General features: G+C 32.3%; 20 protein-coding genes. 12 read left to right on the top strand and 8 right to left on the bottom strand.

The features are described from left to right. The first annotated feature begins 42 nt into the window (after nt 1–42). The 6 genes from BSF42_RS07855 (at nt 43) to rpe (ending at nt 8,573) form a co-directional block, all read left to right on the top strand. The gene (locus BSF42_RS07855; protein WP_095952539.1) at nt 43–786 is read left to right on the top strand and encodes a hypothetical protein; all 744 of its coding nucleotides are present in this window, start codon (nt 43–45) and stop codon (nt 784–786) included. A 7-nt stretch (nt 787–793) separates the two neighbouring features. After that, on the top strand, nt 794–3,577 hold the full coding sequence (locus tag BSF42_RS07850) for a TonB-dependent receptor (RefSeq protein ID WP_095952538.1): 2,784 nt from the start codon (nt 794–796) through the stop codon (nt 3,575–3,577). A gap of 23 nt (nt 3,578–3,600) precedes the next feature. Next, the gene (locus tag BSF42_RS07845) at nt 3,601–4,794 is read left to right on the top strand and encodes a DUF4249 domain-containing protein (protein WP_253251013.1); all 1,194 of its coding nucleotides are present in this window, start codon (nt 3,601–3,603) and stop codon (nt 4,792–4,794) included. A 14-nt stretch (nt 4,795–4,808) separates the two neighbouring features. Next, nucleotides 4,809–6,536 (top strand): hypothetical protein, encoded by a 1,728-nt coding sequence (locus BSF42_RS07840; RefSeq protein WP_253251012.1) that lies wholly within the window; start codon nt 4,809–4,811, stop codon nt 6,534–6,536. Nucleotides 6,537–6,680: 144 nt separating this feature from the next. After that, a complete protein-coding gene (locus BSF42_RS07835; RefSeq protein WP_007804760.1) occupies nt 6,681–7,544 on the top strand; it encodes an RNA polymerase sigma factor RpoD/SigA in 864 nt (287 codons plus the stop codon). A gap of 366 nt (nt 7,545–7,910) precedes the next feature. After that, nucleotides 7,911–8,573, top strand: a complete 663-nt coding sequence (gene rpe / locus BSF42_RS07830; RefSeq protein WP_095952535.1) for a ribulose-phosphate 3-epimerase — start codon at nt 7,911–7,913, stop codon at nt 8,571–8,573. On the opposite strand, the gene BSF42_RS07825 is transcribed toward rpe, so the two are convergent. Together BSF42_RS07825 and BSF42_RS07820 are read right to left on the bottom strand one after the other, a co-directional pair. Beyond that, nucleotides 8,550–9,356 carry a DNA/RNA non-specific endonuclease gene (locus BSF42_RS07825; protein WP_095952534.1) on the bottom strand — a complete coding sequence of 269 codons (807 nt, stop codon included), beginning with the start codon at nt 9,354–9,356 and terminating at the stop codon, nt 8,550–8,552. The genes rpe and BSF42_RS07825 overlap by 24 nt on opposite strands. 94 nt (nt 9,357–9,450) lie before the next feature. After that, nucleotides 9,451–11,637 carry a carboxy terminal-processing peptidase gene (locus BSF42_RS07820; RefSeq protein ID WP_095952533.1) on the bottom strand — a complete coding sequence of 729 codons (2,187 nt, stop codon included), beginning with the start codon at nt 11,635–11,637 and terminating at the stop codon, nt 9,451–9,453. Nucleotides 11,638–11,850: 213 nt separating this feature from the next. Here BSF42_RS07820 and surE point away from each other — a divergent pair, with 213 nt between their 5' ends. From surE to BSF42_RS07795, 5 genes are all read left to right on the top strand, one after another. Beyond that, on the top strand, nt 11,851–12,630 hold the full coding sequence (gene surE / locus BSF42_RS07815; RefSeq protein ID WP_095952532.1) for a 5'/3'-nucleotidase SurE: 780 nt from the start codon (nt 11,851–11,853) through the stop codon (nt 12,628–12,630). Then, nucleotides 12,623–12,892 carry a hypothetical protein gene (locus tag BSF42_RS07810; protein WP_095952531.1) on the top strand — a complete coding sequence of 90 codons (270 nt, stop codon included), beginning with the start codon at nt 12,623–12,625 and terminating at the stop codon, nt 12,890–12,892. Before surE ends, BSF42_RS07810 begins: the two co-directional genes overlap by 8 nt. 66 nt (nt 12,893–12,958) lie before the next feature. After that, nucleotides 12,959–14,074, top strand: coding sequence for a lipid-A-disaccharide synthase (lpxB, locus tag BSF42_RS07805; RefSeq protein WP_095952530.1), 1,116 nt, complete (start codon nt 12,959–12,961; stop codon nt 14,072–14,074). Nucleotides 14,075–14,085: 11 nt separating this feature from the next. Then, nucleotides 14,086–14,571, top strand: a complete 486-nt coding sequence (locus tag BSF42_RS07800; RefSeq protein WP_095952529.1) for a C40 family peptidase — start codon at nt 14,086–14,088, stop codon at nt 14,569–14,571. Nucleotides 14,572–14,622: 51 nt separating this feature from the next. Further along, nucleotides 14,623–16,656: a ComEC/Rec2 family competence protein gene (locus tag BSF42_RS07795; RefSeq protein ID WP_095952528.1), complete on the top strand. Its 2,034-nt coding sequence runs from the start codon at nt 14,623–14,625 to the stop codon at nt 16,654–16,656. A gap of 7 nt (nt 16,657–16,663) precedes the next feature. On the opposite strand, the gene BSF42_RS07790 is transcribed toward BSF42_RS07795, so the two are convergent. From BSF42_RS07790 to BSF42_RS07765, 6 genes are all read right to left on the bottom strand, one after another. After that, nucleotides 16,664–17,113 carry a thioredoxin family protein gene (locus BSF42_RS07790; protein ID WP_172426656.1) on the bottom strand — a complete coding sequence of 150 codons (450 nt, stop codon included), beginning with the start codon at nt 17,111–17,113 and terminating at the stop codon, nt 16,664–16,666. Nucleotides 17,114–17,372: 259 nt separating this feature from the next. Further along, nucleotides 17,373–17,825: a hypothetical protein gene (locus BSF42_RS07785; RefSeq protein ID WP_095952526.1), complete on the bottom strand. Its 453-nt coding sequence runs from the start codon at nt 17,823–17,825 to the stop codon at nt 17,373–17,375. Between the two features lie 215 nt (nt 17,826–18,040). After that, nucleotides 18,041–18,508 carry a thioredoxin family protein gene (locus BSF42_RS07780; protein WP_095952525.1) on the bottom strand — a complete coding sequence of 156 codons (468 nt, stop codon included), beginning with the start codon at nt 18,506–18,508 and terminating at the stop codon, nt 18,041–18,043. Between the two features lie 48 nt (nt 18,509–18,556). Beyond that, nucleotides 18,557–20,041, bottom strand: a complete 1,485-nt coding sequence (locus BSF42_RS07775; RefSeq protein ID WP_095952730.1) for a peptide MFS transporter — start codon at nt 20,039–20,041, stop codon at nt 18,557–18,559. 1 nt (nt 20,042) lies between these two features. Then, nucleotides 20,043–21,719 carry a peptide MFS transporter gene (locus BSF42_RS07770; protein ID WP_095952524.1) on the bottom strand — a complete coding sequence of 559 codons (1,677 nt, stop codon included), beginning with the start codon at nt 21,717–21,719 and terminating at the stop codon, nt 20,043–20,045. Between the two features lie 39 nt (nt 21,720–21,758). Next, nucleotides 21,759–23,930: a S9 family peptidase gene (locus BSF42_RS07765; RefSeq protein ID WP_095952729.1), complete on the bottom strand. Its 2,172-nt coding sequence runs from the start codon at nt 23,928–23,930 to the stop codon at nt 21,759–21,761. A 182-nt stretch (nt 23,931–24,112) separates the two neighbouring features. Between BSF42_RS07765 and BSF42_RS07760 the strand changes: the two genes are divergently transcribed. Further along, nucleotides 24,113–25,426, top strand: coding sequence for a hydroxymethylglutaryl-CoA reductase, degradative (locus BSF42_RS07760; RefSeq protein ID WP_095952523.1), 1,314 nt, complete (start codon nt 24,113–24,115; stop codon nt 25,424–25,426). The last annotated feature ends 48 nt before the right edge of the window (nt 25,427–25,474 follow it).

The raw sequence follows: 25,474 nt of genomic DNA, 5'->3' as shown, positions 1-25,474 counted from the left end.
TTTGAACACCTACCAAAACAAATCATTAAACCACAGAATCCTTTGAAAAATTATCAAAAAAAGATAATATTCCCAACTTTATTTGGACTATTATTAAGCATTAATTCCATTCATAGCCAAAGTATTAAAGAAATTGAAATTTACAATTGGTTTGACAACAGTGTTGGGAAAAACAATCTTGACATAAATAATGGAATTCTCCACACCAATCCGTACACTACTTTAGACGGAAGTACCATTTATTTTAAAGACGACAAGTTCGAAAAGGGCACCTTGGCTCTTGAAGGACAAGTGTATTACGAAACGCAATTAAAATATGATATCTACAGAGATATCTTGATTTTAAATCCTTCTGGCGCATCAGAATTAATTGGTATCAGTCTTGTAAAAGAAAAAGTAGACTCTTTCTCTTTGTATGATCGAAATTTTGTCAAATTAAATAAGGAACAATACAACTTAGCAGGCTTCACTACAGGTTATTACGAAGTTACTGAAAGTACTCCAGATTTTACTTTTTATATTAAATACAGTAAAACAATAAACAAAATTGTTAGAGAAGATGGTATTTTCTACCAGTTTAAACCTAAAAACAATTATCTCTTAGCCTATAAAAAATCGCTGTATACAGTGGATAGTAAAAGTGATATTACTAAAATATTCCCAGAGAAAAAGAAAAACATTAATGAGTTTTATGATATGAATAGAGAACTTAGAAGATCTGACCTTAATTTATTCATGAAAAATTTAATGAAATATATCAATAACTCACTTTTGACTGAAAAATAAAAACTGCATGAAAAAAATTATACTCGCCTTTGTTATTATATTATCATGTAATTTTTCATTTTCCCAAAATACAAATGAAAAAATATCTATAACTTTTAATAACCAAACCTTATCAGAAGCTCTAAAAGCCATTGAGGCTTCGACTTCTTACAAATTTTACTTTGATCCTGTTTGGGTGGATTCAAACAAAACTTTAATTTCCGAAACTTACAGCAATGTAACGGTTGATGAATTACTGGACAAATTATTAAGTAAGACGGATTTGAATTTTATTGTTTTAAAAAACAAAATCATCTTAACTCTTAATCAGACAATTCATGAAAGCCTGCCAACAGGATTTTTCCCTGACGAACCATCAGAAGCTGCTAACAACAACAAAAGCGGTTCTGCCAATCCTGTTTTTTATCAGCAGTATGATTCTTTAAACAATTATAGCGTTAATAAAAAGTCGGCAATTGTTTTTATCGGTAAAGAAAATAGTGATTTAACTAAAAAGAATTTCACAATTACTGGAACGATCAGAAATGAAGAAACTGGTAAAGCGGAACCAAATATTTATATTAAGGTAAGAAACAGAAACATCAACGCTACAACCGACTTAGATGGTAATTACACCTTACAGCTTCCTCGAGGAACAAATGTTATTGAAATTAAATCGCTAAGCCATAAAGATGTTACAAAAACCGTAGTGGTCTATGATGACGGCAATTTAGACATTAATATTAATGAAAAATCGAACCAGCTGGATGAAGTTGTAATTAAAAAGAAAGGACAAAAAACTACGGAATCTGTTATTTCTGGCTTAGTTTCTATTGATATTGAGGGAATGAAAAATGTTCCTTTAATTTTAGGAGAACGAGATATTTTAAAAGTTGCTACAACTTTTCCGGGTATTAAAACAACCGGAGAAGGATCTGCTGGATTTAATGTTCGAGGCGGAAAGGAAGATCAAAACTTAATTCTTCTGGACAATGCTGTACTTTATAATCCACAGCACTTTCTAGGTTTCTTCTCTGCAATCAATCCTTACACTGCAAAAAAGGCAGACATTTATAAAGGAAGCATTCCTGCTGATTTTGGAGGAAGATTATCATCTGTATTTGACATTACAACGAAAAACGGAAATCCTGAGAAATTTTCTGGTGAGGGTGCTATTGGTCCCGTTACATCAAATTTAAGTTTTGGAACTCCAATCAAAAAAAATAAATCGAGTATACTTTTCGGAGGAAGAGCTACTTATTCTGATTGGATTTTGAAAACATTAGATGATGAAAATTTAAAAAACAGCCAGGCTAGTTTTTATGATGCAATTGTAAAATACAATAATGCGTTAAGTGCCAATAATAATTTAGAAGCTACAGTATATTACAGTAATGATAAATTTGCAATAAGCTCAGATTCTGTTTTCAAATACACTAATAGGTTAGCTTCTCTAAAATGGGATCATACGTATAGTAAAAAACACAAATCGGCACTTATTTTCACAAATAGTGAATATAAATTTAATATCGATTACAATACTGACGACGTTAATTCATTTGATTTTGGTTATAAAATTAATGAGTCTCAATTACAGCTGAAATTTAATTACGGGCTAAATGAGAAACATAATCTTTCTTACGGAATTGCAAGCAAATTGTACAATATATCTCCAGGATATCAGCACCCAACAAACCCTAACGCTACCTTAGTAGCAACCGATATTGCAAAAGAAAGAGCTCTGGAATCTGGAATTTACCTATCGGATAATTTTAAATTCAGTGACAAATTATTAATAGATTTAGGTTTACGATATTCATTCTATGCCTCTTTAGGAGCTGCCGACGTTAATATTTACCAAGAAGGCTTACCTTTAAATGATGCAACTGTAATAAGGACTGAGCATTATAACAATAATGAGGTTGTAAAAACCTATGGCGGACTCGAACCTCGTATCGCTGCGAGATATTTCTTTGCTGAAGATTTCTCGATAAAGGCAAGTTATGATGTAACAAGACAGTACATTCACCTTTTATCTAGTAATGTTACCCAGTCTCCAACTGATACTTGGAAATTATCAGATACAAATGTAAAACCGCAAAGTGCACAACAGGTATCTTTAGGACTTTATAAAAACCTAAAAGACGAAGAATATGAACTTAGTCTTGAAGGGTATTATAAAACATCTAAAAACATCTTGGATTATAAAGTTGGAGCGCAATTGCTTTTAAACGAAAATGTAGAAACAGAACTTTTACAAGGTGAAGGAAAAGCGTACGGAGTTGAATTCCTTATTAAAAAACAAGTCGGACAGTTAAATGGATGGATTGGATATACTTATTCTAGATCGCTTATAAAACTTGACGGTCAGTTTAATGAAGAAAAAGTAAATAATGGAAAATATTTTGCTTCAAATTTTGACAAACCTCACGATTTGAGTGCTGTATTAAATTATAAATTTACAAAGCGATATAGCTTGTCAACAAACTTTTTATATCAAACCGGAAGACCAATTACTTTCCCAATTGGAACTTATAACTACGGAGGTGCAGAATACACTCTTTACAGCGACAGAAATAAATACCGAATTCCAGATTATATTCGTTTAGATATCGGAATTAATATTGAAGGAAATCATAAGATAAAAAAGCTTGCACATAGTTTCTGGAACATATCTGTTTACAATGTATTAGGACGTAACAATCCTTATTCAATATATTTTGTAACAGATCAAACTGGAAAAGTAAAAGGATACAAAACATCCATTTTTTCTATTCCTGTTCCTAGTATTACTTATAATTTTAAATTTTAATATCCAAAATGGATTCAAATATCATGAAAACATTATTTAAAAATAAACCCATCCTTCTGCTGCTATTTAGTATTTTACTTTCCAGCTGTGCCGAAAACTACGCCTTACAATCTGATACTTATGAAGAAGCATTGGTTGTTGAAGCAACGATAACAAATGAACTAAAAACTCATGAAATAAAAATTTCTAAAACAGCTCGTTTAGAAGATACTGGCGTATTAAATGAAACTGGAGCAACGGTTGTAGTAAAAGATAATCAAGGGGCAATTTATCCGTTTAGAGAACAAGACGGAGTATATGTTTCTGAAACTCCTTTTCAAGCATCTGCAAATACAATTTACACTTTAGAAATTAAAACTAAAGATGGAAAAGTATACGAATCTTCTAATGAAACATTGACTACAGAAAATCCGATATTAGATGTAGTTCCTGCGGTTGTTACAGACAGTAAAGAAGGACGCGGCGTTCAAATACGAGTAACCAATTACGATCCTAGCAATACGTCAAAATATTACAGATATGAATATGATGAAACGTATAAAATTATTGCACCAGTTTACAGACAAGAAAAACTTGTTGTAAAACCAGAGCCTCGTACAGTAGGTTTAGAACCAAACGATCCTAACACAAGAATTTGTTACAGTACAAAATCATCAAACGAAATTATTTTAACAAGCACTACAGATTTGCAAGAAGACCGTGTTAATTTTCCTGTTCGTTTTATAAGCGACCAAAACTATATTATCAGTCATCGTTACAGTATTTTAGTTAAACAATATGTACAAAGTTTAGAGTCGTATGTATTTCGTAGAACTATGAAAGAAATATCAAGTTCAGGAAGTGTGCTATCTCCAAAACAACCTGGTTTTATCAATGGAAATATTAAGTGTATTTCTCATACAGATCAAAAAGCGATTGGATTTTTTGAAGTTTCTTCTTTTTCGTCTAAAAGAATGTTCTTTAATTATGCAGACCTTTTTCCTGGCGAAGTGCTTCCACCTTATTTTACAGATTGTACTGAAGAAGAGTATAAATTTTGTTTTGGTTTAAGCCAGCCTATTCCCTGCCGTGGAAACGTTTTAATTGACCGTCTTAATTCTAACACAATTAGTTACAAATATAACGTAGAAGGCTCATTCTACTACATGGTTCCTGTAGAATGCGGAGACTGTACATCATTTTCATCAAACGTAATACCTTCATTTTGGATAGAATAAAACACCTCATAGTATTGTTTGTATTGATAAATACACAATTAAGCAGCGCACAGCAAACCGTTACATTAGACGAAACGGTATTTACCCATGCAAATGCTTCGACATTTGTTTCTGGAGAAACGATCTTGTTTAAAATTTACTGTCTAAAATCATCAGACAAAACACCTAGTACTATTAGCAAAATTGCCTATGTTGAATTGGTAGATGAAAGTAAAAAATCGGTTTTTAAAACCAAAATTGCTTTAAAAAATAGTACGGGTCAAGGTGACTTTTTTATACCAACAACTCTAAAAACTGGGAATTACAAACTAATCAGTTACACGACTTGGATGCTGAACAAAAAAGTTTCTGATTACTTTCAGATAGATATTAAGATAATTAATCCGTTTAAAGCAAAAGATGGTGCTGAACAAAAATTGAATACAGGAAATTTGATTCCGCCAACAACTCAAACAGTTTCGGCTGTAAATACAGAAAACACCGCAAGTACAAATCCAAACGTAAAATTTAGACTTTCTAAAAAGGCGTTTGCAAATCGCGAATTAGTAGATTTAAAAATAGAATCTACAAATGCTGCGTATGAAGATGGAAACTATTCTTTATCTGTTCGTAAAATTGACAATTTATCCAATAAAAATCAATCAACAGCAGCCGATTTTTCTTCTTCTTCAAAAGAAACAAATATAATTAATCTTCAAAATCAAACTAATAAATTAGTCTTACCCGAAGTTCGTGGAGAAGTAATTTCTGGAAAAATAACTTCAAAAAGCGGCACCGATATTATAAATGGAAAATTTGTCGGCTTATCATTACCTGGAAAATCTTTCACCTTTGAAATTTCGCAGACTGATGCCTACGGAAACTTTATTTTTTACCTAAAAGATGTCTATTATTCTTCCAATATAACCGTACAGCTTCTAGATGAAAAAGCTGAAAATTACACTTTGACATTAAATGATGATCCTGCAATAAATTATACCGGCCTGTCTTTTCCTGAAACATCTGATTTGTCTTATGTTTTAAAAGAAAACATTGTAGAAAGATCAATTGCGGCGCAGATTGAAAATGCTTATTTCCATAAAAAAGTCGATAATATTTCGAAAATTCCAACTTTAGAACCTTTTTATTCGCCGCTGGCAAAACAATATGTTTTAGATGATTACACCAGATTTAAAACGCTAAAAGAAACTTCTGTTGAAGTTGCAACTGATATTTTCATCAGACAAAAAGACGGAAAAAATTACCTGCATGTAAACGATCCGAGTGTTTTTCCTCAATTACCAGAACCTGCTTTGGTACTTGTTGACGGTTTGTATTTGGAAAACCAGAATGAGTTGATGAATTACCCAATGAAAAACGTTTACAAAATAGAGGTAATTATCGGGCGCTATTATGTGGGGTCAAAACCATTTAACGGATTAATTAGTTTTACTACTTTCGATAAAAATTTCGTTAGCACTCAAACAGGAAGTTCAATCGTAAAAACGGCAATATTAAGTCCGAAGCCAAAAAAGATTTACAATAAAATTGAATATGCGAACCAAACAGATGAAGCACGAATTCCCGATTATAGAAATCAATTATTCTGGGCTCCCGAAGTAAAATTAAATCAAACTAATAATTCTTTTTATACTTCAGATGTATCAGGAAATTTCGAAGTAAGATTAGAAGGTTTTACAAAGAGCGGAATGCCTGTCTCAATTAAGGAATTTATTGAAGTAAAAGACGCTTCTGTCAATTAAAAAAAGCTTGATAAAAAATCAAAATCTCCATTGCTAAATAGTAGTGGAGATTTTTTTTTGAATTTTTTTTTATCTTTTTGTAACTTTTTTGATACTGCTTACGTATAACCATTTGTACACTTTAAAAAATAGGGAGACAACAACATGAGACAACTTAAAATCACCAAGCAGGTAACGAATCGTGAAACTGCATCGTTAGATAAATATCTACAAGAAATTGGAAAAGTTGACCTAATTACCGCTGATGAAGAGGTAGAATTAGCACAAAGAATAAAGGCGGGTGATCAAAGAGCTTTAGAAAAACTTACAAAAGCCAACCTGCGTTTCGTAGTATCGGTGGCTAAACAATATCAAAATCAAGGATTAACTCTTCCAGATTTAATTAATGAAGGAAACTTAGGTTTGATTAAAGCAGCACAACGTTTTGATGAAACTCGTGGTTTTAAATTCATTTCTTACGCTGTATGGTGGATTCGTCAATCGATTCTTCAAGCTTTGGCTGAGCAGTCTCGTATTGTACGTTTACCGCTAAACAAAATTGGTTCTATCAATAAAATCAACAAAATGTACGCTTTATTAGAGCAGTCTAACGAGCGTCCGCCTTCTGCTGAGGAAATTGCAAAAGAACTTGACATGACTGTAAATGACGTAAAAGAGTCTATGAAAAACTCTGGTCGTCACTTATCAATGGATGCACCTCTTGTTGAAGGAGAAGATTCTAACCTTTATGACGTATTACGTTCTGGTGAATCTCCAAATCCTGACAGAGAATTAATTCACGAATCATTACGTACTGAAATTGAGCGTTCATTAGAAACATTAACTCCAAGAGAAGCTGATGTTGTTCGTTTGTATTTTGGTCTTGGCGATCAGCACCCAATGACTCTAGAAGAAATTGGAGAAACTTTCGACTTAACTCGTGAGCGTGTTCGTCAAATTAAAGAAAAAGCAATTCGTAGATTGAAACATACTTCAAGAAGTAAAATCCTTAAAACTTACTTAGGATAAATAATATAAATTACAATATTTTTAAATTTCAAATTCCAACTAACAATTGGAATTTGGGTTTTTCAAATTGGAATTTTACGATAAACAACAGTTTGATTGACTGTTCGTTTTTTGATTGATGATTGAAACTCCGGCTGATTACCGGAGTTTTTTATTTCTTTTTTTTAACGCAAAGTGCGCAAAGTTTTTATACATATTTGCGATAGATTGCAAAGTCCGCTAAGCTTTGCAAACTTTGAACTGTTAGTAACTTACTTTATAATTCTTTGCGAACTTTGCGTAAATTCTTCGCGCACTTTGCGGTTAAACTTCAATCTAAATCATAAAAAAATTATCTTTGTAAAAAAAACAACACACTACAACAAAATGAAAAATACATTTATTGCTCCTTCAGTTCTTGCGGCAGATTTTGCTAATTTACAGCGCGATATCGAAATGATTAATAACAGTCAGGCTGATTGGTTTCATATCGATATTATGGATGGAGTTTTTGTACCGAATATTTCTTTTGGAATGCCGGTTTTAGAGGCAATCTCAAAACATGCTAAAAAATATATTGATGTGCATTTAATGATTATTGATCCAGATCGATATATTAAAACTTTTGCAGATTTAGGAGCAAATGGATTAACTGTACATTACGAAGCCTGCACACACTTACACAGAACGCTTCAAGCTATCAAAGCAGAAGGAATGAAAGCTGGAGTAGCGATGAATCCTCATACCAATATTGATCTCTTAGAAGACGTTATTAACGATATTGATGTGGTTTGTATTATGAGTGTAAATCCTGGTTTTGGCGGACAATCATTTATTGAGAACACTTTTGATAAAGTAAAAAAGCTAAAAGCATTAATTATCCGCAAAAATGCATCAACACTTATTGAGATTGACGGTGGTGTTACCAGTAAAAACGCCAAACAACTAGTAGAAGCCGGCGCCGATATATTAGTTGCAGGAAGCTTTGTTTTTAAAGCCGAAAATCCAACAGCAACAATTGAAGAATTAAAAGTCCTTACTACTTTTTAAGTTTTTAAGATTCGGAAAAAAATCAATTCCAGTCATTTTTTCTAAAGTTTCGATGGGAACAACGAAATCATAAATTGATTGGTCACTTTTTTCGTTTGGAACTAAAAAAGCAATTGCTTTATGCTCCTTTCCAGATTTAGCTAAAATTATTTTATAGAAATATTTAGGAACAGCAACTTTTTCTGTTCCTATTTTTTTGTCCGAATCTTTCAGAATTCCGCCTGTGACTACATAAATATCATTGTATTTTCCCGCCCAATAACGTGTCTTCTGCTCCAGCCTATTCCAAATTCCGGCATTAAATTCTTTCTTTTGAGGAGAAATATTCGAAGTATAAAAAGTATCATTATAAGCATCTTTACTAAACTCCATATCTCCTGCCGGACAAAGATGACCTTTATCGTAACCTGATTTTTTATAATTTCTCCAATCTGCAGAACCTGTGGTTACTTTTGGATCTTCTATAAAATAAGGCCTCTTATAATCGTGGTTTTTCAAATATTCTTTCTTTAATTCATAAGCAACCCATTCGGCCTGCTCGAACTTTTCATTATAAGAAAGGGTATAATATTGATGCTTTACAATTTGATTTGTTGTTGATGTTGGAAGATAAGCGACAGTATATAACGAAGAATCTGTGCTAGTAGAATTTTCAGCAAAAGGAACAACTGCCTTTTCGACTACACTTTCTTTGATCTCTGTCTTATCTTTAATTTCTACATTTTCTTTTTTACAAGATAATAACGCAAAACTCATCAAAACTAAAGCTATACAACTTTTCATAGAATATTAATTAAGGGCTAAACTTACAAAAAAACGCTCCATAAATTCAAAAATTTACAGAGCGCTTTTTTAACAAATTAAATTCTTTTAGAACTTAAGACTTTACAAGTTTATCCTTTTTCATTTTAGGAGAAACGTTGTTATTTTTTACCAAACCTTTTGTTTGTAAATCATCTAAAACATTTAATGCTTCTTCCACATAAACATCTTTTGATAAAGCTTGGTGCCATACATCTCTTTTTTCTTTTAAAGTAGCATCTGCTTTCATTTCAGCTTCTTCATAAGGCAGTGATTTAAAGATCAAATCATTTTTATAATCTGAAATTGGTTTGTATTTCTTGCCTTCATTTTCTACTTGCTCCTGAGTTGCTTTAAAACTATTAATGTTTAAGCTATATGTATTTTCTTTGTTTTTAACATCAATCCATTTAGCATTGTCATCAATCAATTTAAATTGAGCATTTTGAGCGATTCTATTTTTACTATTATTAATAGCTTTATTAAAATTCTCACTAGAAGTCCAAGTGCTGTAATCCGCTGGATCAATTTTGTCCCATGGCATTGCATTATCAATATCTCTTTCACCCATTTTTAGGTAAGCATAACGATCCGGCATAACAACATCACTATGAACACCTTCTAATTGAGTAGAACCACCATTGATTCTGTAGAATTTTTGTCCTGTAATTTTCAAAGCTCCAAGATCTCCGTAATTTGCATTACGAACAAACTGATTCAAATCTAATACATTCTGTACTGTTCCTTTACCATAAGTTTGTTTACTTCCGATAATTACGCCACGTTTGTAATCCTGAATCGCAGCCGCCAAAATCTCAGAAGCCGAAGCAGAAAAACTATTTACCATAATTACTAACGGACCATCCCATTCGATTTTTTTGTCTTTATCGTATAGAACTTCTTTCTTTTTACCAGCAGATTTAACCTGAACAATTGGTCCTTCTTCAATAAACAAACCAGCAATATCAACTACTGTAGAAAGAGATCCACCACCATCATCACGTACGTCTAAAACAATTCCGTTGATGTTTTCTTTTTTCAATCTTTCTACTTCAAGAGCAATATCTTTTCCTGCATCACGTCCGTCTTTGTTTTCAAAATCGATGTAAAACTTAGGAAGATAAATTACTCCATATTTCAAACCATTTTTTTCAACAATACTAGATTTAGCATACGTTTCTTCAATTTCAACCACATCTCTGATAATTGAAATTACCTTGATACTTCCGTCAACTTTTTTAACTGTCAATTTAACTTCAGTTCCTTTGTGACCTTTAATTTTCTTCACAACATCGTCTAAACGCATTCCAACAACATCTACAGGTTCCTCATTTCCTTGAGCAACTTTTAAGATTAAGTCACCAGCTTCTAGTTGTTTTCCTTTCCAAGCGGGTCCACCAGAAATCAACTCGTCAATTTGCGTAAAATCATTTTTCTTAGTCAAACGCGCTCCAATACCTTCCAATTTACCACTGATATTTACATCAAAACGGTCTTTTTCTTCAGGTGCAAAATAACTTGTATGCGGATCAAAACGAGTCATTATCGAATTCAAATAAACTGAAAACCAATATTCTCTATTTAAATCTTTAATTACGCTGAAATTATCATCAAGGGATTTTAAAGAACTTTCACGAGTTTCTTTTTCTAAAGTTTCAAAAGATTTTTCTTTATAAGCAGCATCTTTTTTCTTCTTTTCCTCTTCGATTTTTTGTTTTGTTACAAGAGAAGAAAGTGTAGATAACTTAATTTGTTTTCTCCATCTTTCATTAATCTCGTTTAAGTTTTTTGCATAAGGGATTTTTTCGTAATCGGCATCAAAAGTTTCATCAACAGTATAGTTAAATGGCTGTGCCAAAATCGATTTATAGCGCTTTTTACTTTCTTCCATACGTTTCATCAACCTTGTATAAGTTAGATTGAAAAAAGTAATATCTTTATTCAAAAATTGATCATCAAGCATCAATTCATACTGCTTAAATTCATCAATATCCGACTGAAGGAAAAATCTTTTTGAAGGGTCTAATGCTTCAATATAATCTTTAAAAATACCTTTTGAGAATTCATCATTTATTTCTGCTGGGCTGTAATGTCCTTTCTCAATAACAAATGCTAGTAACTCTAAAAGTGTCTTGTCTCTATTCGGATCCGGGTCGATTGTTCTATCGGCATTCATTTTAAATGCAAACAATGTAAGCGATAAGCACAATACGGCAATGAGTATCTTATAATTTCTTTTCATAAACTTTATAATAGCATTCATCAATTTTTTTATCTAAGTTACGTTAAAAACTATGCCACGAGAGCTAACGTCACGATAATTTTTTGTTAAAGATATAAAAATGTTTAATTCGCAAAAAAGTTCTTTAACTTAGTTGACAAAATTTACAATATTTGTGACTTATCGCGAGAAATCTGTCACTACATTTGTTTTTAAAATCTTACAATTGTTAAAATTACACATAATATTCATAAAATGAAAGCCGAAAAACCCTTAATACTCGTAACCAATGACGATGGTATATTAGCCCCTGGAATACGAGCACTTATCAGCGTTATGGAAACGATCGGCGAAGTCATCGTTGTTGCGCCAGACAAACCGCAAAGCGCAATGGGCCACGCTATTACAATTAACAACACTTTATTTCTAGATAAAATCTCTAAAGAAGATGACACAATTGCAGAATACAGCTGCTCTGGAACTCCCGTTGATTGTGTAAAACTGGCAGTAAACGAAATATTAAAACGCAAACCTGATTTATGCGTTTCTGGTATTAACCACGGATCAAATTCTTCTATTAATGTCATTTATTCCGGAACTATGAGTGCGGCCGTTGAAGCTGGAATAGAAGGCATTCAGGCAATTGGTTTTTCTCTTTTAGATTTCGACTGGAATGCCGATTTTGAACCAATAAAATCATTCGTTAAAAAAATAGCTTTAGAAACTTTAGCTAATAAATTACCGCCAGGAGTTGTTCTAAATGTCAATTTCCCGAAACTAAAAGAAACAGAAATTAAAGGCATCAAAGTTTGTCGTCAAGCGAAAGCTTATTACGCGCAAAAATTTGACAAAAGACAAACTCCTTTTGGAAAAGATTACTACTGGCTTGCCGGTAAATTTGTAAACGAAGATCAAGGTGAGGACACGGACGAATGGGCTTTGGAAAACGGCTATATTTCTGTAGTTCCTGTACAATTTGACCTTACTGCTCACCACTCTATTCAACAACTTAATACTTGGAAATTAAATGATTAAAGAAATACTTATCGGTTTTATAATCGGAATTTTTACAGCTCTTTTAGGAAGTTACCTGTTTGTCACGTTTTTTACAACTTTTGACATTTCTTCTGGTCTTCATATCATAAAACAGCAGGGATATCTTGGAAAAATCATTACACTGGGAACGCTTTTAGATCTTGCTGTATTTGCAATTCTTTTAAAAAGAAACAAAGAATTAATGGCTCGAGGCGTAATTTTAGCGGTGATTGTTTTGGCAATTTCTACATTAGTTATTTAAATCTTATCTTTGCTTTGTTACAATAATTGCTGTTTACAGCTTTAGCACATTTTCAAAAAAACCAACATGAAGTATTACATAATTGCAGGTGAAGCCTCTGGAGATTTACACGGATCAAATTTAATGAAAGCTTTGTATACTGAAGATCCAGAAGCAGATATTAGATTTTGGGGAGGAGATTTAATGCAAAAAGCAGGCGGAACTCTTGTAAAACATTACCGAGATTTAGCTTTTATGGGCTTTATTGAAGTGGTTTTTAATTTGAAAACCATTTTAAACAATATTAAAATCTGTAAAAAAGACATTTTGGAGTTTCAACCAGATGTTTTAATATTTATTGATTACCCTGGTTTTAATATGCGAATTGCAAAATGGGCAAAAGAACTAGGATACAAAACTCATTATTATATTTCACCTCAAATTTGGGCTTGGAAAGAAAACCGCATCAAAGCAATCAAACAGGATGTCGACAAGATGTTTGTTATTTTGCCTTTTGAAAAAAGTTTTTACGAAGACAAACATCAATTTCCAGTTGATTTTGTCGGACATCCTTTAATCGATGCTATTCAAAATCAGCCTGCGTTTGACGAAACTTCTTTTAGAGTCGCAAATAATTTGGGAGAAAAACCTATAATTGCTGTTTTACCTGGAAGCCGTAAACAGGAAATTACCAAAATGCTAAGCGTAATGCTGAGTGTTGTTGATGATTTTCAAGAGTATGAATTTGTGATCGCCGGCGCGCCGAGTCAGGAATACGAATTCTATCAGCAATTCCTGAAAAATAAAAACATTGCATTTGTTTCCAATAAAACATACGATTTATTGCGTTCCTCAACTGCTGCTTTAGTTACTTCTGGAACAGCAACGCTTGAAACAGCACTTTTTAAAGTTCCCGAAGTGGTTTGTTATAAAGGAAGCGAGGTTTCCTATCAAATCGCGAAGCGTATTATTACTTTAAAATACATTTCTCTTGTCAATCTAATTATGGATCAAGAAGTGGTAACCGAATTGATTCAAGCTGATTGTAATACCAAAAGAATTAAAGAAGAGCTTCAAAAACTATTAGAGCCAGAATATCGTAAAAGAGTACTGCAAAACTATGATATTTTGGAACAAAAACTTGGAGGAGTTGGAGCAAGCAAAAAGACAGCAGAACTGATCGTTGCAGATTTAAAAAAATAAAATTTAAGGTTTTGAAAAGAGTACTGATTTTTCTGATTTTGGCAATTACTTTTACTTCTTGTAAGTCAACATCAACTGCCGTATCAAAAAGTGAATCTAAAAAAGCAAATAGATCATTGGTTAATAATCTAATTGAAAAAGCAACAGACAATATTGGTGTTCGCTATAAGGCAGCAGGAACAACAAAAAGCGGTTTTGACTGTTCTGGTTTAGTTTATACGACTTTCGAAAGTGAAAACATTAAGCTTCCAAGAAGTTCTTACGATCAGGCAAAAGTTGGAAAAGTAATTCCGCTGAATGATGCCAAAAAAGGTGATCTTATTTTCTTTAAAACCAATAAAAGCAAACAAATTAATCATGTTGGATTAATTACAGAAGTCAATTCTGATGAAGTTAAATTTGTACATTCTTCCACTTCAAAAGGGGTCATTATTTCTTCAACAAAAGAAGCTTATTACAAAAATTCTTTTGAGCAGGTCAATAGAGTTATTTTCTAAAAATATTTAAAATAGATTATTTTTCTTACAAATATTTAATACTTTTAAACCATGAAAGTATTAGATTTTCCGTTGGTTAAAATTATCATCGCCTTTATTTTTGGAGTTATAGCTTCTTACTATTTGCATTTTTCTATTTCAATGATAGTGATTCCTCTTTCATTATCCTTATTATTCTTTTGCTTCACTTACTTTAGAAATTTAAAGTACAAGAAAAAATATATTTCATTTGGTCTATCTGTTTATTTTCTCTCTTTTTTTATTGGTGCTTTAACCCTTTTGAGCCATACCGATAATCTTCAAAAAGATAATTATACACATTGCCAAACTGCATTTGAAAAACCACAATCCGTAACTTTAATTCTTAGAGAAAAATTAAAAAGCAATGATTATAGTGATCGCTACATTGGTCATATAAAATCAATCTCTAATAAGAATTATACAGGAAAAGTTATAGTTAACATTCAAAAAGACAGCACTCAAAATCTTTTGATAATTGGCAATACCATTAAAATTCAAACGACTTTACAAGCCAATAAATCAAATAAAAACCCCAATCAATTTGATTATAGCAAATACTTGGCAGACAAACAAATTTATGCTCAGATTTATTGTCAAAAAAAAGAAATAGCAGTCAGTAAAACCATTACGAAAGACATTTGGTATTATTGCGCCAAACTGCATGCTAGAATTATCTCCAATCTGGAGAAATCAAAATTCCACAAGTCCGAAATGAATGTTGCCTTGGCACTGATTTTAGGACAGCAGCAAGAAATTTCACAAGACATTATTCAAGATTATCAATACTCTGGAGCGACACACATTTTGTCTGTTTCTGGTTTACATGTCGGTTTTATAATGCTCTTTATCACTTTTATATTAAAGCCAATTCCAAATACAAAAAAGGGTTCTTTCATGAAACTTGCTTCAATTTTGATTTCATTAGCTGGATTTGCCATAATATCAGGTTTATCGCCATCAGTATTGAGATCTGTTGTTATGTTTTCTTTTATTGCAATTGGAAATCATTTACGCCGAAACGGAAACATCTACCACACTTTATTAGTATCTATTTTATTGATATTACTTTTTGAACCCTATTTCTTGTTTGATGTTGGTTTTCAACTAAGTTATCTCGCCTTATTCTTTATTCTTTGGCTGCAGCCACTTTTTAAAAACATGTACAAACCAAAGAACAAATTGATCGCTTACATTTGGGAAGCACTGACCGTTTCTTTCGCCGCACAGATTGGTACTTTGCCATTATGTTTGTATTATTTTCATCAATTCCCAGGTTTGTTTTTTGTCACCAACATTATTATACTGCCAGTTTTGTCCTTTATAATGATTGCCGGAATTATTTTAATGATTATTGCCATTTTTACAAGTCCGCCACTATTTATGACCATGATTTTTGAAAAAAGCATTTATCTTTTAAACCTCATGATTCATGGCGTTGCTTCTGTAGAATCTTTTGTCATTAGAGATATTAGTTTTAATTCTTATTATTTATTTTCCTTTTATCTCTTCATTATTTATTCCATTGTCTGGTTTAAGAAGCCAAACTACAACAAACTTATAGTCGTATTTTGCACTATAATTTTAATACAGCTTTCATTTATCTTAACTAAATTTCAAACGGAAACTGGAAAAGAACTAATTATCTACAACGAAAAAAATAACACACTTATATCGGAACGCACAGGCAAAAATATTGTTCTTTTTACAAGAGATACCACTTTCAATAAAAACAAGAGCAATAGGAATCTAAATATGTATCTCGTTGGAAATTCTATTGCCTTAACCAAGGTCAAAGAGATTAAAAATTTGATGTTCTTTAAAAACAACAAAATTCTTATAATTGACAGCACGGGAATTTATCCTTCTAATACATCGCCAGAAATTTTGATTCTTACGCAGTCTCCAAAAGTAAATCTAGACAGAGTACTAAAAGAAATCCGTCCGAAAATTATAATTGCCGACGGCTCAAATTCAAATTCCATTCAGAAATCTTGGAAAAACAGCTGTTCCAAAAAAAATATCCCTTTTCATTCTACGAAGGAAAAGGGATACTATAAATTGTAATTCTTTTTTATTCTGGATTTAAAATCAAATTAGATTCAGAAATCCAAGCTCTAACTCCCGAAGACATATAGGAAATAAGACCGAGTTTATTAAAATTGGTTTTTCCTTTTCTAACAGCGACTTCGGTAAAACATACCTGCGGAATCTCTTCGATACCAAAAGCGTTTTTTAATCTAAGGTTTTGTTCTTTTGCTGCATCCGCAACTGTAGGATCTGAAAGGTCTAATTTTACAAGAATAACGTTTTTACGAGACCATTCTTCAAAATCACGAGTAGCAAAAATTTCATTTTGAAGTTGTGGATTTACACCTTGACCTGTAAAAAAAATCAACAATGGTTTCCTTTTTTCTGCACTTGTGGCTACAGCTTCATTGATGTCTGTTTTCCATATTATGCTTTGAGACTGCATCAAAAATGGACTTAAAAATAGTAGTAGGATAAGTAGTTTTTTAGGCATATAATTTTGGATTTGGTTATGTTAATAAAATCGAAAATAGTATAAAAAAGACATCAAATCAATTATTTAATGAATTAATAACCAAGTTCTAAACATTAAAATCAAATTAATAATAAACTGACTCTTTTTTAATAAATGTTAAATAAACACTACTAAAAAAAGCAAATTCTTTACAGAAACTGCACTAATAAAAAAATCCCTTCTTTGCAGCGCAAAAAAGGGATTAAAAAAAATTAAATGAAAGTTAAATGAAATCGTATCATTCTGCTGGATGTAAAATCGAATTCGATTCTGCAATCCAAGCTTTTGCTCCTCCAGGTTTATAAGCAATTTTTCCTAGAGAACTGAATGTTGTTTTGTTTTTTCTTACTGATGCCAATGCAAAACATACTTCTGGAAGATCTTGAACACCAAATGCATTTTTCAGTTTTACATTTTGTTCGCGATCGCTGTCAGAAGCGTTGACATCTGAAAGATCCAGCTTTACTAAAATCACGTTATCACGCGACCAAACGGCAAAGTCAGGAGTTTTAAAAATTTCGTTTTGAAGATTGTCTGGTACACCTGAGGCAGTGAATAGAATCATCATTGGTTTTCTTTGGTCATTACTTATCGCAATAGCATCGGTCATGTTAGTCCTCCATGCTAAATTTTGCGCTTTCATCATAAATGAACCTAAAAAAAACAGTAGGATAAGTAGTTTTTTAGTCATATTAATTGGTTTTGGTTAGATTAGCGTGACGAAATTAACATTATATTTTAATTTTCCAATTTTTATTAGCACAAAAAATACATTATATGTTTTTTTATTTACAATAATATATCAAATAATCAAAACAAGAAAATATGTTGAGAAGTTTTTCTTACTAAACAAAAAAAGCCCCTTACAAACGTAAGAGGCTTCTATTATTTTTTTAAGTTTAAAACTTATGATTTCTTTGGATGAACAATTCCTTCGGCAACAGTTAACCAAGCAGATGGTCCGCCGGCCACATAACCTGTTTTACCAAGACCTTTAAAATTCACTTTTCCGTCTTTAGATTCTGCACTAGTGAAGAAAATAGTTGGAAAACCTTGAATACCGAAAGCTTGCTGTAACTCATTATTTTGACTTCTAAGCTCTGGTGTTTGAGGAACTCCTCTTGGATAATCCAGCTCTACTAAAACCACATTTCCAGCCGCCCATTTTTTGAATTCGTCTGTTTTTAAAACTTCATTCTGCAGACGAATACACCAGCCGCACCAGTCACTTCCTGTAAAGAACAACAACATTGGTTTTTGCTCTTTGTTGCTTACAGTAATAGCTTCTCTTACATCTGTGTACCATTTTAATTCTTGTGCCTGAACATTCACCGCACCAATTAAAAACATAGCAATAAGTACTATTTTTTTCATATTGAGAAATTTTTCACAAATTTACATAAAAACAGAATACGCTAGTATCTATTTTACTTCTTGCATTAATTTTTTAAGAACAGGTGAAATTGCAATTAAAACAACTCCCGCTACAAGTGAATAAATTGCTAATTGATAATATCCTTCTGTATACGATTGTAATTTTGACATTAATGTATCGCCTGTATTTGATCTTGATATTTCAGCACCAAGTTTTCCCGCTGCCAACTGTCCAAATGCACTTGCCAAAAACCACAATCCCATCATCATTCCGAACAATCTCTTTGGAGAAAGTTTCGTAATAATTGACATTCCGATTGGCCCTAAACAAAGCTCACCAATGGTAGTTACCAAATAGGCAAAAGTAAAGACATTTAAAGAAGCAATTCCTTTTGCATTAGCAAAAAACTTTGTCAAGTAGAAAATATAAAATGAAGCCGCTAAGAACAAAAATCCAATTCCAAATTTAATCAATGTATTAGGCTCAATTTTTCTTTTTCCCATCCAGATCCATAACAAACCAATCAGCGGACTTAAAACCACCACAAAGAATGTATTTGAACTGTTATTTATAATGTTCGGATCAATTGTAAAAAACAATAATTTATTATCTAAATTATCTTTTGCAAAAAGCGATAAAGAACCGCCGCTCTGCTCATAAATGGCATTAAATAAAAGATAAAAAACCACAAACAGGAAAGCTGCAAAAAGCTTCTTCTGCATTTTTATATCTCCCAATTTCAACAATTCATAAGCAAAATACACAACAGCAATAATACCAATTGTATACATGAAATAATCCGTATAATCGGTGTTTTTTACCATTATAAAAATGAAAGGAATACTTAAAAGAGAGATTACATAAACTGCAATTTCTCGAATTCTTCTTTTAGATGGTTTTAAATCTAATAAGGGAGAATCTCCAATTGGACCTAAATATTTTTTAGTAAATAAAAATGTAATTAATCCCAAAAGCATTACCAAAGCTGCCGATAAAAAGCACAACTGCCAAGAATAATATTTCCCTAAATAAACACATAAAGCACCTCCAAAAAGACCTCCAACATTTATTCCGGCATAAAACATTCCGTAACCTGCATCTCTTCTTCCGTCATCTTCTTTATATAATTCCCCAACCATCGAAGAAACATTGGGTTTAAAGAAGCCCGTTCCAATAATAGAGAAAGCGATTCCGTAGTAAAACATTTCCTGAGGAGAAAAAGCAATCAAAAGATTTCCAAGAATCATTACGATCGCTCCAAAAAATAATGATTTTTTAAATCCTAAAATTTTATCCGCAAAAATACCGCCGACAAAAGTAAAGGCATATACAAAAGCCTGAATAGCTCCGTATTGTAAATTGGCATGTTCATCTTTCAAAAAAAGCTGATCAACCATAAATATTGTGAGTACGCCGCGCATTCCGTAAAAACAGAAACGCTCCCACATTTCAACAAAAAACAAGTACCACAATTGCTTTGGGTACTTGCCTTCAAAATTTTGAATTTCTTCTAGTGTAATTTTCTTTTCCATTTTATCTAACACCGTGCATCATCTTTTTCAAGAATGGAGTCAAAGCAAATAATATAATTGCCGCGATACCTGTAAGCACCACAAATACCATAAAGAACTCATATAAATTGTGGATTTCAAATCCAGCAAAAAAGTGATTATGAGCACTAATTTGGTGCTGCTCTAAAAGAGCTAATTGCTCTGCAGTAGGCACTACTTTATTATCTAAAACTGCTTGAAGATCGATTCCTAATTCTTTTGCTTTTGCAAATTTATCTCCAGTTGCAGGCAGGATAGAACCTAAAGTTCCTCCTAACGCATAACCTGAAGCATTAGACAAGAAAAATACTCCGTAAAGCAAAGATGCGAAACGTTTTGGAGATAATTTACCAACCAATGATAATCCGATTGGAGACAAACATAACTCAGCACAAGTATTTAAGAAATATAAAAGAATAAGCCATTTTACCAATAACAGTCCAGAAGTTCCGATATAAGAAACCTGAGTTGCGATCATAAAGAAACTTATAGAGATAACAACTAAACCTACAGCCAGTTTTACAGGAGAAATAGGCTCTTTTCCTTTTGCTCTTAAAGTATCCCAAAGAATACTAAATGGAACTGCTAACAGAACAACAAATAATCCGTTAAAGATTTGAACCATAGAAGGAGGCATCTGCCAGCCAAAGAAATTTCTATCTGTTTGGTTGTCTGCAATAAAAGTTAATGACGAACCTGCCTGCTCAAAAGCTGCCCAAAAGAAAATAATGAAAAACGAAACGATGTAAATTACAATGATTCTATCTCTTTCGATTTTCGTTAATGAAGTATCAGAAATAATCAATCCTGCTAATGCTATACCACTAGAATATATCAATGTATAAATTAAATTCTGCCCCACAACATAGTGAAAGAAGAAACCTAAAGCGATAAAAGCAATTCCTGCAATAGCTAAAGCTTTATTAGAAAAATTAGCTGTCTGCGCCTCTCCTTCTTCAAAATCTTCTGCTACATTTTTAGAAGGCAAACCTCCTAATGGTCTTCCTTCTGGAGAAACCACATATTTATTTTTTAAGAAATAGAAAAGGATTGTTCCTAATAACATTGCAACAGAAGCTGCCATGAATCCCCATCTAAAAGCGTGGATGTCTCTAATTCCTCCAGCATCTTTCACGTCTCCCAACAAAGGACAAATAGACTGACCTAAAAAAGCCCCTATGTTAATTCCCATATAGAAAATAGTAAAAGCACTATCTAATTTTGTTTTTTCTTGTTTTGGATACAAACTTCCAACCATACTTGAAATGTTTGGTTTGAAAAATCCGTTACCAAAAACAATTACACCCAGTGCAGAGTACATAATGATTTTTGCTAAACTTAAATTAGATTCAAAAATACTACCACTGGTAAATAAAAGCATTTGTCCAATTGCCATCAACAACCCGCCTAATAAGATACAGTTTCTGTTTCCTAAAAAACGATCGGCAATAAAACCACCTAACATTGGCGTTAAGTAACAAAGCCCTAGAAAACCTCCATAAATTAAAGAGGCTTCTTCTTCTTTCATTAATAATGAATTTACAAGAAATAAAGTCAATAAAGCCCGCATTCCATAAAAATTGAACCGCTCCCACATCTCCGTTCCAAACAATACCCAAAGTCCTTTTGGATGTGCAGTTTTTACTTGAGTTTCTCCCATATTATTCTTTTATTTAATTAAAAAGTTTAAAGATTTAGATTATAAGTTCTCTTTAATAAAATTTGTCATTTTATTATAAAGCTGAATTCTTGTTTTTCCTCCGTAAATACCGTGATTTTTATCTGGATAAATTTGAGATTCAAACTGTTTGTTAGCCTGAATTAAAGCTTCCATCATCTGCATAGAGTTCTGAACATGAACATTATCGTCACCAGAACCGTGAATCAATAAAAATTTACCTTTTAATTTATCTACGTGATTAATTGGTGAATTTTGATCGTATCCTCTTGCATTTTCTTGTGGCGTCTGCATATATCTTTCTGTATAAACGCTGTCATAAAATCTCCAGTTCGTTACCGGAGCAACCGCGATTGCCATTTTGAAAACATCATTTCCTTGGAAGATACAATTAGAAGCCATAAAACCACCATAGCTCCATCCAAAAATACCAATTCTAGAAGGATCAACATAAGAATAAGATCCAAGTACTTTAGCAGCATCAATTTGATCTTCTACTTCATATTTTCCTAATTCTTTTTGAGTAACTTTTTTAAATTCTGCTCCTTTAAAACCAGTTCCTCTTCCGTCAACACAAGCTACAATATAACCTTGCTGCGTAAGCGATAAGAACCAATAATCATCAGAATTATTCCAATCATTATTTACCTGCTGTGATCCTGGACCAGAATATTGGTACATGAAAACTGGGTATTTTTTTGAAGGATCAAAATCTTTTGGTTTTAAAATCCAAGCGTTTAATTCGTTTCCTTTTGCAGTTTTTAAAACGATAAATTCTTTAGCAGGCAAGTTATACTCTTTCAATTTATCAGCAAGCGCTTGATTGTTTTCTATAACCTGAATTTCTTTTCCTGTTTTAGACTCATTTAAAGTGTAAGTCGTAGGTACTAAATTACTTGAGAAAGTAGTGATAAAATATTGGAAGTTCGGACTGAAAGTTGCAGCACTTGTTCCTGTTTTTTTAGATAAACGTAATTTATTTTTTCCGTCTAATCCAATTCTGTAAAGATCTCTATTGATCGAACCATTTTCTGTAGATTGATAGAAAATAGTTTTAGTTTTTTCGTCAAAACCGTAGTATGACGTTACTTCCCAATTTCCTTTTGTAACTTGAGTTTTAAGTTTTCCAGTTTTGTCATATAAATAAATATGATTAAAACCATCTTTTTCGCTTGTCCAGATGAAACTATTATCTTTTAAGAACGTTAAATTATCTGTTACATCAACATACGCTTTGTCTTTTTCATTCAAAACCACTTTTGCAACAGCAGTATTTCCATCAACAAATAATAAATCCAGATTATCTTGGTGACGGTTTAAAACTTGTGCAGAAAGCACATTTGCATCGTTTGTCCATTGCAGTCTTGCAATATAAAAATCATTGTATTTTCCTAAATCTACTTTTTTTGTTGCAGCAGCAGCTACATCATATATATGTAATGAAACTACTGAGTTTTTTTCTCCAGCTTTAGGATATTTAAAAGTTTCAACTGTAGGATATAAATCTTTATGGAACATTGACATTGAAAACTCAGGAACCTGGCTTTCGTCAAAACGAATATAAGCTACTTTTTTACTGTCTTTGCTCCAGTCAAAAGCGCGGACAAAAGCAAATTCCTCCTCATAAACCCAGTCCGTAATACCATTAATTACAGCATTCTTTTTACCATCTGTAGTAATTGCAGTAGATTTTTTAGAAGCTACATCGTATACATATAAGTTGTTTTCTCTAGCGTAAGCAATTTTTGAACCATCAGGAGAAAAAGTCGGCTCTTGAATTTGAAAATCAAAAAGTTTAGACAAAGATTTTGAAGTAATATCGTATAAGAAATAATCCGCAGTAAAAGAGTGACGGAAAATCTGATTAGTGTTACAAGCAATTAAAATCTTTTTTTCTGATGCATCAAAAATATAACTATCAATTCCTTGCGCTAGTTCTTTATGATTTTTAGTATCAATTAAATTAGATACTTTTTTTAAAGTTGCAAAATCATATAAATCAATCTGCATGCTTCTGTTTGTTCTATCAACATTCAATACAGTATATTGGTCCGTATTTTTTAGCGATTGAAGCTCATCCATTCCTTTTGCTCGGAATGTTCCGCCATAAATATTTTCGATAGTGATTTTTTGTTGGCCAAAAACGGTCGCAACTAGAAATAAAAGTATTACAGTAATTTTACTTGTACTCATTACAATTAATTTAAATATAAAAAAGAGCCCAATTTTAGTAAAAAAAATAAACATAATACACATATTAAGTGTTAAATGTTAAAAAAAATAACGATTGCGTGCTTTCCAACTTTAAAATACATTTTAATCAAATCTCTTAAAATGGTATATTTGCCGCAACATTATTATTTAATATACTGAGAATGAACAACGCTGTTGCTGGATTTTCTAAATTATCCAAAAAAGAAAAAATAAACTGGATTGCAAATGAATATTTTTCGAACCCTGAAGAGGCGCAAAATATTATAAGAAATTACTGGAATACAGATGAAAAGCTTCAGCAGCTGCATGATGAATTTATCGAAAACACCATTACAAACCTTTATATCCCACTTGGAGTCGCTCCGAACTTTTTAATCAACGGAAAATACAAAACCATACCAATGGCTATTGAAGAGAGTTCTGTGGTTGCAGCAGCTTCTAAAGCGGCAAAATATTGGTCTACCCGAGGCGGATTTAAAACCACGATTATTAATACCGAAAAAATTGGCCAGGTTCATTTTACTTATAATGGTGATGCAGAAAAACTAAAAAACTTTTTCGAACTAATAAAACCTAAATTTTTCTCAGAAACTCAAAGCATTACCAAAAACATGCAGCAGCGTGGCGGCGGTATTTTAGATATTAAACTAAAAGACAAAAGAAGCTTACTCGAAAATTATTATCAGCTTCACGCTACTTTTGAAACGAAAGACAGCATGGGAGCAAATTTTATAAATTCTTGTTTAGAACAGTTTGCATCTACTTTAAAAGAGGAAGCTAAAAATAATGACTTATGCGAGAATGATGAATCACTAGAAGTCATAATGAGTATTTTGTCTAATTATGTTCCAAATTGTCTCGTTCGAGCAGAAGTTTCCTGCCCAATTGAAGAGTTAACCGAAAAGCATATTAACGATCCAAAAGAATTTGCAGAACGTTTTGTGCAGGCAGTACAAATCGCCGAAGTTGAACCTTTTAGAGCCGTAACACATAATAAAGGTATAATGAACGGTGTCGATGCCGTAGTGCTTGCAACAGGAAATGACTTTAGAGCTGTAGAAGCTGGCGTGCATGCGTACGCTTCTAAAAACGGGCAATATGCAAGTTTGTCCCACGCAAAAATCGAAAACAATATTTTTACTTTCTGGCTTGAAATACCTCTTGCCCTAGGAACCGTTGGCGGCTTAACTTCTTTACATCCTTTAGTAAAATTGTGTTTAGACATTCTGGAAAAACCTTCCGCACAGGAATTAATGGAAATTGTTGCCGTTGCCGGTTTAGCACAAAATTTTGCTGCGCTGCGCTCCCTTACCACTACCGGAATCCAGGAAGGCCACATGAAAATGCACTTAAATAATATCATCAATCAATTTGAAGCTACCGAAGAAGAACGTCATTTAATCAAAATACACTTTAAAAAAACAGCAGTTACTCACAGTGCTGTGGTAGAATTTATTGAAAACTTAAGAAAATAATTTGGAGCTATTCCCGCTATTCGTTACAATCTTTTCCTTTTTTAAAGA

Origin of the sequence: Flavobacterium sp. ACN6 (genome assembly GCF_002304005.1) — a bacterium.
Taxonomy (GTDB): domain Bacteria; phylum Bacteroidota; class Bacteroidia; order Flavobacteriales; family Flavobacteriaceae; genus Flavobacterium.
Note: the sequence above shows the minus strand (reverse complement) of the source record. Positions and strands in the feature narration are given on the sequence as shown.